Below are 12,900 nucleotides of genomic sequence, written 5' to 3' on the forward strand. Positions count from 1 at the left end.
TTGAACACCGTTCAAGTTGAACGGCGTTCACGTTAGGCACCGCACTCGGCTACTGTCAAAGCGAAACACCGCGTCGAACGGCAGGGGTAGGAAGTGCAGCTACGCAGGCAGGACGTCCTGGACGGTGCAATAGCCATTCTCGACGAGTACGGCCTCGCGGATCTGACCATGCGCCGCCTGGCGACCTCACTGCACGTCCAACCCGGAGCGCTGTACTGGCACTTCCCCAACAAGCAGACGCTGCTGGGAGCGATCGCAGATCACATACTGTCCGGTGCCGACGCACCGTCGACGGAAGAACTGTGGGACGCGCAGATCTCGCAGATCGCACATCGACTTCGCGACGCGCTGCTCTCCCGGCGCGACGGAGCCGAACTGGTCGCCTCGACCTACGCCTCGCGGCTCACCACCAACCGCATCCGTGAACGCATCGCCGCGGTCTGCATTCGTGCCGGGTTGCCCAGAGTCGACGCCGAACTGACCGCCGATACGTTGCTGTACTACGTGCTCGGCCATACCGTGGACGAACAGGCTCGGCTCCAGATGGACTCGGCCGGGGCGCTGACCGCCGACGCGTCCCCGATGTTCGAGCGCCCCGATCCCACCAGCAAATTCGACTTCGGTCTCCGGCTCTTTCTGGACGGCGTGCGCCACGCCGCGTCCGAACCACGCTCCGTCAGGATTCGGTGAACACGATTCGGTCGCGTCCGTTGTCCAGAGTCATCGTGTCGTCTTCTCTGGACCATTTCGGCTTCGAGGACAGAAACTCCGACAGCCACCGATCCTGCTCCATGAGCTCGGCCGGGCACCCCATCCGCGTGGCACCCAGGGAATCGACGGTGAGCGTCCCCAGCGAAGTGTCGACGGTGCCGAACAACCTGTTGCATCCGGCTTCGGCCGAGATGCGGTCGTCGGCGAACTCGAGCCGGATCGTCGTACCCGAGACCGGGGTGTAGGAACCGTCGGCATCGACGGAGGTGTAATTCTTGTCTGCCGGGAATTCCCCGTACGAATCGGTGCAGCCCGAGGCCAACACGCTCACGCCACAGGCGAGAGCGAGCAGTGCCCGGCGCGCGTCAGCCACCGAAGATCGGCCCCAGACCGGCCGCACCGGCATTTCCGCGGGAGGCAAACGGGTTGTCGTGCACCATGTACGTCCACGTCGACGTCGGTCGGCGCATACCGGCATTGTCGAGATCGATTCCGTCGGAGGTGATCTCGGCCGACTCGAATGTCGCGTGGGACAGATCCATGGCCTTGGCGGAGACAGTCTTGAAGGCCTCGACCGCAATTCGGTGGTACTCGTCGAGTGGATTCTCGCGACCCAGCGCACGGAGGTGGATGCTCTCGCGCACGTCGGCCAGGTGCGCTAGGTAGTCCGACCACGCGCGGTCGAGGTGGTGAAGAACGATTCGGCGGGCGACCACCACGAGGGTCTCCTCCGACACGTTCTCGCGAAGTTCCTTCGATCGCGTCGGCGACTGCTCCTCGAGCAGAGCCAACGCCTCTCCGGTGTCCAGCAACGCTGCCCTACGACGGTCCAGAATCTCCCGATGCTGCGCCGTCAGTTGGTTGTAGCGCCAGGTACGCGAGTGTATTTCGAGCATCTGTCCTTCGGCGATGCGCTGGGCATGATCGACTCGATCGGCTGCCGCGGCAGAGGTGAACAGGCCGCTGTCGTCGATGCCTTTCGGTGCGTCCTTGTCACCGATGTTGTTCTTGACGACGTCGTCCTCCCAACTGCCGAAGAACACCGAACGGCCCGGGTCGCCCTGCCTGCCCGCACGTCCTCGCAATTGATTGTCGAGCCGCTCGGTGGTGTGGCGGCCGGTGCCGACGACGAACAGCCCACCCAACTCGGCGATGCGGTCGCGGTCGGTCCCCTCCGGTCCCCCGAGCTTGATGTCGGTTCCGCGCCCGGCGATCTGCGTCGAGACGGTGACCGCGCCGTGCACTCCGGCGGCAGCGATGACCGCGGCCTCCTCGGCGTCGTTCTTGGCGTTGAGTACGACGGCGTCCACACCGGATTCCGCGAGGATCGCCGCCAGCGTCTCCGACTCCGCGACATCGTGCGTGCCGACGAGTATCGGTTGCCCGGTCTCATGAATTTCCTTGACCTGCTGCGCAATTGCGGCATTCTTGTGCTCGACCGTGTCGTACACCCGGTCGACCTCGTCGACCCGCAACGTCGGCACGTTCGGCTCGATGACCGAGACGCCGAGCCCGTAGAACGTACGCAGCTGCTCCCCCGCCGCCATTGCCGTGCCGGTCATTCCACATACGGTGGCATACCGGTTGATCAGCGCCTGCACCGTGATCGTGTCGAGAATTTCACCGGTCTCGGTGGGCTCGAGCCCCTCCTTGATCTCTACGGCCGCCTGTAACCCGTCCGGCCAACGCTGCAAGTCCGCCACTCGGCCACGGGAAGCGTTGATCAGCTGAACACGTCCCTCACGCACGATGTAGTCGACATCGCGTTGCACCAGCACCTGAGCGTGCAGCGCGACATTGACCGCAACGAGGGTCGATCCGACGTGCTGCTCGGAGTAGAGATCGATTCCGCCGAGTTCCTTCTCGAGCCGAAGCGCGCCCTCGTCCGTGAGGAACACATTGCGTCCTTCGGCATCGGTGTCGAAGTCGATCCCCTTGTCCAACAGGCGGACTGCGTCCATCACCGTCGAGGTCGACACGTCACCCGATACCGAGCCGGCCAACACCAACGGCACCAACGCTTCGTCGACCAACACCGAGTCGGCCTCGTCGATCAGTGCGACATCCGGGACGGGCGACACCAGATCGGCACGATCGTCGACCAAATGGTCACGGAGAACATCGAATCCGACCTCGTTGACCGACGCGTACGTGATATCGCACGCGTAGGAATCCCGACGTTCCTGCGCGGAGGACGACTCGGCGATGGAACCGACGGTGATACCCAGAGCCTCGAACAGCGGAGACATCCACCGCGCATCACGTTGTGCGAGAAAGTCGTTGACCGAGATGACGTGAACCCTGCGACCGGACAGAACGTATCCCACCGCAGCCACGGCCCCGGACAACGTCTTTCCTTCGCCGGTCGCCATTTCCACCACGTCACCGGCGAGCAGTCGCTCGGCTCCCAGAAGTTGTACGTCGAACGGTCGCATGCCGAGCGTGCGGTCGCTCGCCTCACGCGTCAACGCCAGGTACCGCGGAACGTCGAGTTTCGACGCGCTCGGGGCCCGCAACGCAGCGGCCTCGGTGGCCAATTCGGCGTCCGACAAGCCCGAAGCCCAGCTCGCATGGTCTCCTGCCTGCTCGACGCGCCGACGCGACGCGCTCTGCGCCTTCTGCGCAGAGCGGCCGAGTACACGCCAGAACCGGTCGGAGCCCACAGCCATCTGTCATCCCTACTCGAGAAAGTACGTGATCTTCTTTCCCACAGTACCGAGTGCCGATTGCCCACTACCCCGCGTCGAGCGGCGTTGTCACTGCAATTCTGCGCGTGCCGTCGGCCGACGTCACCACCTGGTAGGCGTTGCGCTCGGTTCCCACGGGCGAGCCGTCGGCGTCGAGGTTCTCCAACAGCAGATGCCCGACCCACACACCGGGCGTCTCGATCTCGGTGACGATGCCACGTGCGCGAACGCCCTCGATCCCACGCGAGCGATAGTAGGACTGGCCCTGGGCGAAGAAGTCTCGGGTCTGCTGCGGGTCGGAGATGGCGGCGCATCCCCCAGCCGTGACGGCCAACGCCGGGTAGTTGTAAATATCTGCTAGCCCGTCCAAATCGCCGGCCGACAAGTAGGCGGTGTAGCGAGCGAAGAATTGGTCGATCGTTTCGGTGTCGGGTGTCATGTCGTAGAACGCTACGACTCGCTCCCGCGCTGCCACTGTCACCGCGCTGATCGCCCTCCGAATATCGAGATCCGAACAGAGCATGGACAAACCGAGGGGTACGTATTAACGTCTTCCACTAATCAACTAGTGAAAGGCTTCTGGTGATCGCCTACCGTATCGATCGTCAGTCCGGCATTCCCACCTATGTCCAACTGATACTGCAGACCAAACAGGCCCTACGACTGGGAACACTCGCCGTCGGTGACCGACTGCCGACAGCAAAAGAAGTGGTCACGGCGCTGGCCATCAATCCCAACACCGTCCTCAAGGCGTACCGAGAACTCGAACGCGACGGGCTGGTCCAACCACGAACCGGTTCCGGGACGTTCGTCGTCGCCTCGCTCGCAAAACCTGGCATGGCCGAACGATCGGCGCTCGAGACCGAACTCGACCGCTGGATCCGACACTGCACGGCCGCAGGACTGGACAGACCTGACCTCGAAGCCATCGTCACCGCCGCACTCGACAAGCAATTCGACCGAACCGAAAGAGACGAAACATGACCGACGCGGTGCTCACCATGGACGAGGTGGCCAAATCGTTTCGCAGGAAGACCGTCCTCGACGGATGCTCGTTCGCAGTCGAAAGAGGAAGCGTCACAGCGCTGGTCGGCTCCAACGGTGCCGGAAAGTCGACGCTGCTGTCGCTGGCGGTCGGCCTGCTGACACCGGACGGCGGAACCATTCGGGTTCTGGGCGAAAGCGTGACCCAACGCGGAATCTCGCCCGGCCTGTCCTATCTGGCGCAGCACAAGCCCCTCTACCCACACTTCACCGTCGCCGAACTGTTGCGATTCGGCCGAAACACGAACTCGCACTGGGACGATGCGTACGCGAAGGAAATCGTCGACGCCGCAGGAATCGCCACCTCCGCTCGGGTCGAGTCCCTCTCCCCCGGCCACCGCACGCGGATTGCCCTCGCACTGGCACTCGGGCGTCGACCCGAAGTACTGCTGCTCGACGAGCCGCTTGCCGATCTCGATCCGGTCGCTCGCAGGGCGGTGGCACGCACCCTGATGCGCGATGCAGCCGAGAACGGTACGACGATCGTGCTGTCCTCACACGTGCTGTCCGAGCTCGTCGACGTCGCCGACCGGCTGTTGCTACTACGCGGTGGGCGAATGCGACTCGACGGGGACCTCGACGCCATCACCGCCGACCACCACCTTCTCGTCGGCAGCTCCGACGCCGACCCGACGGTCGAGGACGGCACCATCGTGTCCGAGGTGTTCGGTTCCGGGGCAACAACATTCGTCGTACAGGGCAAACAACCGACAACGACACCACCGGGGTGGACAGTCGAGAACGCCACCCTCGACGACGTCGTACTCGCCCACCTCGGAACGGAGACCACCTGATGATCTGGGTGACTTGGAGACAATTTCGCGCGACCATCCTGTTCGGGGCGTTGACGCCACTGCTGTTGGCTGCGATCACGATTGCCGTCACGGTGATCGGCGGCGGTGTGATTCCGTCTCCGTATCTGCAGGGTTGTCGATCCTTCGGTTCGTCCGACTGCACCGTCGGGACCGTGCAGACTATAGCGATACTCACGACGATCGTCTTGCCCGTCGCCCTGGGGGCATTCGTCGGGGTGACCGTCTTCTCCCGCGATCTCGAACGTCGCACCCACGTACTCGGTTTGACTCAATCCGTGAGCAGACGCCGCTGGTACAGCGTGCGCATTCTGGTCGTGTTCACACCGATCGTCGGGGCGATGACGGTGCTCGGATGCGTGCTGTTCGCAGCCAAGTACAACACTGCACCCGATTCCTTCGCGATGTCCTTCGCGGGGTCGAGCGCATCGCGGTTGGACTTTCCCATCTTCGGGGCCACGGGATTCGTCGCAGGCGCGTACACGGCCGTCGGATTGATGGTCGGTTCGGCATGCGCACTTGCGATGCGGAACACGATCGCTGCGATGATCACCACCGTCATCGTGTCGACTGCATTCCTGGCACTGCTGCCGACGCAGTTACGCGAGCACTATGCGACTCCCCAGACAGACCGAGTATCGGTGGAGCAGAAGGTCGACGACATGTACGGCGGCACTCCGGACTACTACAGACCAGGCGACTCGATCAGTTTGTTCCCACGTTGGGAATTCTCTGCCGACTACGTCGACAGCAACGGCAGTCCGGTGCCCGTCGACTTGATGGACTGCAATTGGACCCAGAACTACAGGGATCTGAGCGAATTCGAGACGGTCGCCGAGTACGAGGAGTATTCCGACCGCAAGAGCGTGGAACGTCGCAACATCGAGATCCAGTGCATTCGGGATCAGGGTGCCGAGGCCTACGAGACGCGCTATCACGAGGACAGATCGTTCTGGCGGTTCCAGGCGATCGAGTCGGCGTTGTCGTTGGTGGTTGCCGGGCTTCTCGGGGGCGTATCACTCCTGCTGCTGCGCAGGCTGCGTCCCTAGGGCAGGTCTGCCGCAGCTACCTCTGCGCTGGAATTCCGAGCGGTTTCCGATTCCTGATCACTGTGGCCACGAGGGCGGGGAGGCCGAGGACCAGAACCATGATTCCGACTACGAGTGCAGCAGTGGACCACGGCCTGGACACCCCCAGCTGATCGGCCAGGGTGACCGCGCCGACGATGCCGAGGATCCAGGCGAGAAATTCGATTCGGCGAACGCGTCGAGATGTCGGATCCGAGGTTGCCCACCACGCACCGACGGACGAACACGCGAGGGCGCACACGAGCAACCAGTACTCCGCCATCTCGGCCTCCTCGAAGTCGATGGTGTGATCAGGGTAGTTCGCGCGCCGCCCGTCCGTTCACAATTGTGCGACCAGCAGTGGCAGACCCACCGCGGCCGTTGTGCGCCATCGGTGGTCGGCCATGTCGGATACCTCGGTCTCGACCGGGTTGATCTCGACCACCGTTGCGCCCGCACTGCGTGCGACGGCGGGCAGTCCGGCGAACGGGTACACCACGCCCGACGTACCGACCACGAGCACCAGATCTGCAGCGCGCACAGCATTCTCGGCTGCTTCCCACGCCTGTTCGGGCAGCGATTCGCCGAACCACACGGCCCCGGGACGGATGAGTCCGCCGCACCGGGGACAGTCCGGCGGCGGAACACGCTGATCTGCGTCGATCAGAATGCCGTCGTCCAGAATGTCGGTGTCGTCGAGTTCCGCGCGCACTCCACACTCGCTGCAGTACGGCTCGAAGAGGCTTCCGTGTACGTGTGCGAGCACTGTGGATCCGGCTCGTTCGTGCAGATCGTCGACGTTCTGCGTGGCGATGTCCACCTGCGCATGCTGCTGCCATTGCGCGACGGCGCGGTGGCCGGCGTTGGGTTCGGAACGACGAACCAATGCTGCACGCCACCGGTACCAACCCCACACGAGGTCGCTGTCGGCGAGCCAGCCCTCGGGACTGGCGAGGTCCTTCGGATCGAAGTCCTGCCACAGACCGGTCCGGTCGTCGCGAAACGTTGCAATTCCGGATTCGGCCGACATGCCGGCCCCGGTCAGAACGACGATGCGCGATGCCGCTCGTGCGGCGTCCACGATGGGTTGTGGAACGGCGTCGACCGTCTGCTCGTGCGAATGGGTCACACAGCTATTGTGCCAACCGGTGTTCGCTCACGCGCTACCGTGTGGGCATGAGCATCGACACCGATACCCGCACGCGGCGACGCTGGCCCCTGTGGACCGCAGCGGTCACCGCTGTGGTCGTGGTGGTGGCCGTCGGTGTTCTGTGGCTCGCCCCGAGTCGCTATCTACCGTGGGACACCGAATCGTTCCCCGAGGTGAACAGCGCCGAGTTGACCGTCGACCAGGCACGTGTGGTGGACCTGCTGCGAGTCGAGCACGAGAAGCAGCGTCCGGGAACCTTCTATGCAGAGGGCGTGGACGAGGCCTGGTGCGCCGACTTCGTCAGCTGGATCATGAAGGAAGCGGGCATGCCGTTGTCGAATCCCAACTCGGGTTCGTGGCGCATTCCCGGCGTCTACACGCTGCAGGAGTACTACCAGCAACAGGGACGGTTCGAGACCGTCGGCAACTACACGCCGTCGGTGGGTGATGTGGTGTTGTACGACAACAGCAGTTGGGTCGGCCAACACACCAACGTCATCGTGGCTGTCGACGGCAGCGAGGCCGTCACCGTGGGCGGGAACGAAGCCGGCAAGATCAGGATTCACACTCTGAATTACGAATCCGACTCGGGTGTAGTCGGATTCGGCCGATTGGCATCCTGAGGGCCGTCATTGCGACGGGGTGCTGGAACGGTCGCCGAGTGATCGCGCCCCTCCGTCTCTCTTCGCTCTGTACAGCAACAGGTCTGCTCGGTCGAAACAGTCGTAGAGCGATTCCCCCGGACGCAATGTCGTGTAACCGGCGGAAAATGTCTGCTCGTCCGGGACGACGGCTGCGAGTTCGGTCAGCACGGTTGCCATCGTCGTCGACCCGGTATCGGGCATCGCGATGGCGAATTCCTCCCCGCCCCATCTGGCGACATACGCTCGCCCTGCAAGCAACTGCATTGCAGCAGTGGAGAACTGGACCAACAGGCGATCGCCGCGGCCGTGTCCGTATTTGTCGTTGAACGACTTGAAGCGATCGAAATCGATCATCGCCATGGCCAGCGACACGTCGAATCCGCGCGGAGTCGTCAACTGAGACAACCGATCTCGCCAACCGCGCCGATTGAGCAGCCCGGTCAAGGGATCGGTCAGCGCAGCCTCCCGTAGGTCGTCCTCCAACCGCCGCCGGTCGGTGACGTCGTGGACCACCGCCATGGTCCATCGTCGGCCGTCCGGGCCGGGGACCTCGCTGGCCGACACCCAACCCCACCGCACTGTGCCGTCGGGATGCAGGTATCGCTTCTCGACGTGTACGGATTCACCACGGGCCTCGGCGTCGTCCATCATCTGTTCCATCGCCGCGTGTTGGTCCAGGTCGTCGGGGTGGGTGAATTCACGGGAGGATCGGCCCCACAGTAGATCCCTGGGGCACCCCACGATTGCCGCATACGCCTCGTTCGCGAGTAACAGCAGCCCGTGTTCGTCGGCGAGTGCCATTCCGACCGTGCTGGCCTCGAACATCTCCCGATACCAGCGATCGGCGTCGACCATGATTGTCCGGTTCACTTCCTCGAACGGTGCGAGCCACATCGATTCACACGACACACCGACGATACGCCGTCGTGGGGACCCGAACAGTATCCGGCGATCGGTCTTGACCTTGACGCTACGTCAACGTTCACACTGGACGCATGAGAATCGGATCCCTCGCCGATGCCGCCGGAACGACCCCGCGGACGGTGCGCCACTACCACCGACTCGGCTTGCTCTCCGAGCCTCGGCGGCTGTCCAACGGCTACCGCGAGTACACGATCGACGACGTCGTTCGGCTGATGCGAATCCGATGGTTGGCCGAGTGCGGAATGCCGCTGGGCGCGATAGCGGCAGTGCTCGACGGAAAAGCGACGGACGAGCCCGACGTGGTCGGGGACCTGCGAGCCCTGCTGGCCGGCATCGAGACCGAGCAGACGGCATTGGCACACAAGCACAGTCGCTTGTCGGCGTTGCTCGACGACGCTGTCGCACGGCGTCCTCTGACCGCGCTCCCACGAGATGTTGCCGCGACGTTCGGGTCCTTGCTCGATGCAGCGGACGAACGGGACCGGCCCGCGCTGATCCGCGAACGCGATCTACTCGAAGTGATGGCAATTTCGGGCCGCGTCCCGGCGGCATTCTTCGAGACGATGTCCGCCGCGCTCGACGATCACGACCTACGTCGGAAATACCTGGTGTTGCTACGACGCTTCGGTGCCCTCGAGGGCCGAAGCGTCGCCGAATCCGAGCACGACATCGACGCGTTGGCCGACGAGTTGGTGTCCGTACTCGATGTCGAGTCCTTCGCTCAGGCGCCCGAGTCCGCTGCGCTCGGTAGCGACTCGACCGCGCTGCTCGACATCGAGGACATCGTTCCCGACGCGGCCCAACGCGCCGTCGTCCTCCGCACCACAACTCGTCTGCTCGACGGTGCGCATCCGGCAGGAACCTCACAGTGACCCCGGATCGGGGTGCCCAGGTCGGCAGATGGCACGCACTGCTGTTGTGGGCACGCGGCCGCCACGCTCCGATCGGGGCCGACTCTGCCGAGTTCACCGCGGTGCGCGGAACGGGTTCGATGCCGTTGATGTTCGGTGTGGCCTCGGTCGTCGAGATCGTCGTCGTGCATCTCCTGGTTCCGTGGTTGTGGCTCGATATCGTGCTCGGTGCGCTCTCGGTCGTATCGATCGTTCTGCTGGTGTCGGCTTTAGCCGTCGGCCGGGTGCACCCCCATGTCCTCACGCCCGAAGCACTCGTCCTGCGCACCTCCGGCGAGGTCGTCACCACGGTGGAGAGATCGACGATCGTCTCGGCCCGACTCCATCGCCGGTTCGGCGTGGTGGCTCCCACTGTCCGCGACGACCGAGCCGTGTTACCGAACCAGGACGGCACGAACGTCGACATCACGTTGTCGACCCGCACCACAGTCGTCGTACCCGCACCCCTACGTCGGTGGCGGGTCGAGGGCACCGCGACGTCCATCGGCCTGTACGTGGACGATCCCGTGGCCCTGGTCGCCGCGTTGTCCTCGGTTCCGGCCGACGGTGGCATGTGAACCCGAACTGCTGCGGGACCGGTGAGACCACGCTGTGAGAAACCGGCGACGAGCTGGGACCGGCACCGCAGTACGGACTCCGAGGAGTGCGTCACCGCGCGTACACGTATTGTTTGCTCAGAACGTCTTCTTGTTTGCGACGAACCTCGTAGTCTGCCGAGCAGCTTCCGAGACGAACACCACCGACCGTGACCGCCCGACCAGTGGTCGATCGACAGCCGGAGCCATTCCCCTTTCATGCAGGTACACCCGAGCGGCACCGATCACGAATCGGCAACCGATTCCGCGGCCCCGAGTTCGGTGTCGGCTCCCGTCGTGCCGCGACCACCACAGCGCCAGGATCTGAACGGCCTGCGTGGTGTCGCCATCGCTCTGGTGGTCGTGTTCCACATCTGGATGGGCCGGGTGTCGGGCGGAGTGGATGTCTTCCTCACGCTGTCCGGCTTCTTCTTCACTGCGTCGTTGCTTCGATCGGCCGAGGCCGGTGCGAGCCTGAACCCGATCACCCGCATCGTTCGCGTGCTCCGCAGACTCGGACCGCCTCTGGCGCTCACCCTGTTGGCGGTAGCGGCCGCGTCGGTGTTCCTGCTACCGAGGACCCGCTGGGCCGACGTGGGCGACCAACTCGTCTCCGGCGTCTTCTTCTTCGTGAACTGGCAGTTGGCGACGACAGCCAACGACTACCTGGCGGCCGACCCTTCGGTGAGCCCGGTCCAGCACCTGTGGTCCGTCGCGGTGCAATTCCAGTTCTATCTGCTCGCGATTGCCGTCGTGTTCGGTCTGGCGTGGATTCTGCGGACGATGCGACCGGAAGGACCGCGAAGTCTGCGACCACAGACCTTCGCCGTGATCTTCGCCGTCATCGCGGTGTTGTCGTTCGTGTATGCAGCGGACGGTGCTCGACGCCATCAAGCGTGGAACTACTACGACACGGGCGCGCGACTCTGGGAGATCATGCTCGGTGCGGCGGTCGCGGCCACGTTCGCGGCATTTGCCGGCAGAAACACCGGGGCCGATGCCCGCGTGAGTCGGGTGGGATCGACCGCCCGGGGCGCGCTCGCCGCCGGTGCGATGTTCGTCATCGTCGTCTGTGGATTCGTGGTGGACGGCGTGACCGCGTTCCCCGGTCCCTTGGCGCTGATTCCGGTACTGGCCACTGTGGCGCTGATCGTCGCAGGCTCCAACACCGTGGTCGCCGCGACGTTGTCCAACCGGTTCTTCGCCTGGGTCGGCTCGATCGCGTTTCCGTTGTACCTGTGGCACTGGCCGCTGTTGATCTTCTACCTGTCGGCCACCGGCAGGTCCCACGCGGACATACCCGGCGGACTCGGCATCGTCGGTGCATCGGTCGCACTCGCGTGGCTCACCGTCCGCTTCGTGGAGCGTCCTACGCAGGCCACCACATTCACTCCCGGCCGCATTGCGGTCACGGCCGTCGCCCTCGTTGCTGCCGTGGCGGTGACAGCCGGTTCGGTCGGCTGGAACGCCTACATCGAACGATCGATCTCGGCCGTGCAGGCCGACGAATCGGTCGACGAAGCCACGCACCCGGGGGCGCTGGAATTGACCGACGGCATTCGCGTCGAACCGGCCGAGATGACGCCTCCCCTGTACTCCGCTCCCGAGGATCTTCCCGTCACCACCCTCGAGGGCTGCATCGCGGATTTCGAGACTCGCGACGCTCTGTCCTGTACCTACGGCGACGTCGATGCGGCCCGAACGATCGTGCTGGCGGGGAGCTCACACGCCGAGCACTGGGTGACGGCTCTCGACACTCTGGGGCGGCGGCACGGCTTCAAGGTGGTCACGTTCGTGAAGATGGGGTGCCCGCTCAGCCTGGACACGATGCCGATGCTCGGGCAGAACGAGTACCCGGATTGTCTGGACTGGACCCGGACCGTGCTCGACGACGTCGCATCGATGCAACCGGAATACGTGTTCACCACGGCCACCCGGCCCCGCGACGACTTCCCCGGCGACTTCACCCCGCCCTGGTACGTCTCGGTCTGGCAGCAGTTGATCGCCGACGGTGTCGGCGTCCTCGGTATCAGGGACACCCCGTGGCTCGCGTATCGCGCCATCGACTGCCTGGCCGACGGCGGCTCCGCCACCTCGTGCGGCATCCCGCGAGACGAGGCGCTCGACTCGGTCAACCCCGCTCTGGCGTCCTCGTTCCAGCTGAGCGGATTCTCCGCCCTCGACCTCTCGGACGCGGTGTGCGACGACGCCGTCTGTCGCGTCGAGCAGGGGAACGTACTGATCTATCGCGACGAGCATCATCTGACCGCCACCTACGTGCGAACCCTGACCACCGAGCTCGGCCGGCAGCTCGGATCTGCGACCGGCTGGTGGGCCGGACCGTGAGCGGAACGGCTCGCGCTCGGTAAGCCTGG

14 protein-coding genes are annotated in these 12,900 nt (G+C 64.5%); 8 read left to right on the forward strand and 6 right to left on the reverse strand.

Annotated features, from left to right (window positions below):
• The first annotated feature begins 93 nt into the window (after positions 1-93).
• Positions 94-690: a TetR/AcrR family transcriptional regulator C-terminal domain-containing protein gene (locus tag AB0P23_RS00470; RefSeq protein ID WP_027497309.1), complete on the forward strand. Its 597-nt coding sequence runs from the start codon at positions 94-96 to the stop codon at positions 688-690.
• Here AB0P23_RS00470 and AB0P23_RS00475 read toward each other — a convergent pair.
• The 3 genes from AB0P23_RS00475 to AB0P23_RS00485 form a co-directional block, all read right to left on the reverse strand.
• Positions 677-1,084, reverse strand: coding sequence for an META domain-containing protein (locus AB0P23_RS00475; protein WP_052054876.1), 408 nt, complete (start codon positions 1,082-1,084; stop codon positions 677-679). The genes AB0P23_RS00470 and AB0P23_RS00475 overlap by 14 nt on opposite strands.
• Positions 1,077-3,380 carry an accessory Sec system translocase SecA2 gene (secA2, locus tag AB0P23_RS00480; RefSeq protein ID WP_363796555.1) on the reverse strand — a complete coding sequence of 768 codons (2,304 nt, stop codon included), beginning with the start codon at positions 3,378-3,380 and terminating at the stop codon, positions 1,077-1,079. The genes AB0P23_RS00475 and secA2 overlap by 8 nt, the downstream gene beginning before the upstream one ends.
• Before the next feature lie 64 nt (positions 3,381-3,444).
• Entirely contained in the window at positions 3,445-3,837 is a 393-nt protein-coding gene (locus AB0P23_RS00485; protein WP_048318773.1) for a hypothetical protein, read from the reverse strand.
• Positions 3,838-3,980: 143 nt separating this feature from the next.
• On the opposite strand from AB0P23_RS00485, the gene AB0P23_RS00490 reads away from it, so the two are divergent.
• From AB0P23_RS00490 to AB0P23_RS00500, 3 genes are read left to right on the forward strand one after another with little or no spacing between them, the layout of a single operon-like run.
• Positions 3,981-4,382, forward strand: a complete 402-nt coding sequence (locus AB0P23_RS00490; RefSeq protein WP_027497311.1) for a GntR family transcriptional regulator — start codon at positions 3,981-3,983, stop codon at positions 4,380-4,382.
• On the forward strand, positions 4,379-5,236 hold the full coding sequence (locus AB0P23_RS00495; protein WP_032399991.1) for an ABC transporter ATP-binding protein: 858 nt from the start codon (positions 4,379-4,381) through the stop codon (positions 5,234-5,236). The genes AB0P23_RS00490 and AB0P23_RS00495 overlap by 4 nt, the downstream gene beginning before the upstream one ends.
• Positions 5,236-6,303: an ABC transporter permease gene (locus AB0P23_RS00500; RefSeq protein WP_363796557.1), complete on the forward strand. Its 1,068-nt coding sequence runs from the start codon at positions 5,236-5,238 to the stop codon at positions 6,301-6,303. The genes AB0P23_RS00495 and AB0P23_RS00500 overlap by 1 nt, the downstream gene beginning before the upstream one ends.
• Positions 6,304-6,319: 16 nt before the next feature.
• On the opposite strand, the gene AB0P23_RS00505 is transcribed toward AB0P23_RS00500, so the two are convergent.
• Together AB0P23_RS00505 and AB0P23_RS00510 are read right to left on the reverse strand one after the other, a co-directional pair.
• A complete protein-coding gene (locus tag AB0P23_RS00505) occupies positions 6,320-6,604 on the reverse strand; it encodes a hypothetical protein (protein WP_032399990.1) in 285 nt (94 codons plus the stop codon).
• Between the two features lie 57 nt (positions 6,605-6,661).
• Positions 6,662-7,450 carry an NAD-dependent deacylase gene (locus AB0P23_RS00510; protein WP_094621165.1) on the reverse strand — a complete coding sequence of 263 codons (789 nt, stop codon included), beginning with the start codon at positions 7,448-7,450 and terminating at the stop codon, positions 6,662-6,664.
• Between the two features lie 47 nt (positions 7,451-7,497).
• Here AB0P23_RS00510 and AB0P23_RS00515 point away from each other — a divergent pair, with 47 nt between their 5' ends.
• Positions 7,498-8,094, forward strand: a complete 597-nt coding sequence (locus AB0P23_RS00515) for a CHAP domain-containing protein (RefSeq protein ID WP_032382827.1) — start codon at positions 7,498-7,500, stop codon at positions 8,092-8,094.
• A gap of 6 nt (positions 8,095-8,100) precedes the next feature.
• On the opposite strand, the gene AB0P23_RS00520 is transcribed toward AB0P23_RS00515, so the two are convergent.
• Positions 8,101-8,985 carry a diguanylate cyclase gene (locus AB0P23_RS00520; protein ID WP_196250993.1) on the reverse strand — a complete coding sequence of 295 codons (885 nt, stop codon included), beginning with the start codon at positions 8,983-8,985 and terminating at the stop codon, positions 8,101-8,103.
• Positions 8,986-9,110: 125 nt separating this feature from the next.
• On the opposite strand from AB0P23_RS00520, the gene AB0P23_RS00525 reads away from it, so the two are divergent.
• From AB0P23_RS00525 to AB0P23_RS00535, 3 genes are all read left to right on the forward strand, one after another.
• Positions 9,111-9,911: a MerR family transcriptional regulator gene (locus AB0P23_RS00525; protein ID WP_206498147.1), complete on the forward strand. Its 801-nt coding sequence runs from the start codon at positions 9,111-9,113 to the stop codon at positions 9,909-9,911.
• The gene (locus tag AB0P23_RS00530; RefSeq protein WP_052061427.1) at positions 9,908-10,507 is read left to right on the forward strand and encodes a hypothetical protein; all 600 of its coding nucleotides are present in this window, start codon (positions 9,908-9,910) and stop codon (positions 10,505-10,507) included. The genes AB0P23_RS00525 and AB0P23_RS00530 overlap by 4 nt, the downstream gene beginning before the upstream one ends.
• Before the next feature lie 237 nt (positions 10,508-10,744).
• Complete coding sequence (locus AB0P23_RS00535; protein ID WP_032399986.1) at positions 10,745-12,871, forward strand: acyltransferase family protein; 2,127 nt, start codon at positions 10,745-10,747, stop codon at positions 12,869-12,871.
• Positions 12,872-12,900: the final 29 nt, after the last annotated feature.

The organism is Rhodococcus sp. NPDC077669, from assembly GCF_040686915.1.
GTDB classification, from domain to species: Bacteria; Actinomycetota; Actinomycetes; order Mycobacteriales; family Mycobacteriaceae; genus Rhodococcoides; species Rhodococcoides fascians.

Excerpts from the sequence above, each read along its gene's own strand:
- secA2 (WP_363796555.1), bottom strand. The coding sequence starts at position 3,380 with ATGGCTGTGGGCTCCGACCGGTTCTGGCGTGTACTCGGCCGCTCTGCG.
- AB0P23_RS00485 (WP_048318773.1), bottom strand. The coding sequence starts at position 3,837 with ATGACACCCGACACCGAAACGATCGACCAATTCTTCGCTCGCTACACC.
- AB0P23_RS00495 (WP_032399991.1), top strand. The coding sequence starts at position 4,379 with ATGACCGACGCGGTGCTCACCATGGACGAGGTGGCCAAATCGTTTCGC.
- AB0P23_RS00500 (WP_363796557.1), top strand. The coding sequence starts at position 5,236 with ATGATCTGGGTGACTTGGAGACAATTTCGCGCGACCATCCTGTTCGGG.
- AB0P23_RS00505 (WP_032399990.1), bottom strand. The coding sequence starts at position 6,604 with ATGGCGGAGTACTGGTTGCTCGTGTGCGCCCTCGCGTGTTCGTCCGTC.
- AB0P23_RS00515 (WP_032382827.1), top strand. The coding sequence starts at position 7,498 with ATGAGCATCGACACCGATACCCGCACGCGGCGACGCTGGCCCCTGTGG.
- AB0P23_RS00525 (WP_206498147.1), top strand. The coding sequence starts at position 9,111 with ATGAGAATCGGATCCCTCGCCGATGCCGCCGGAACGACCCCGCGGACG.
- AB0P23_RS00535 (WP_032399986.1), top strand. The coding sequence starts at position 10,745 with ATGCAGGTACACCCGAGCGGCACCGATCACGAATCGGCAACCGATTCC.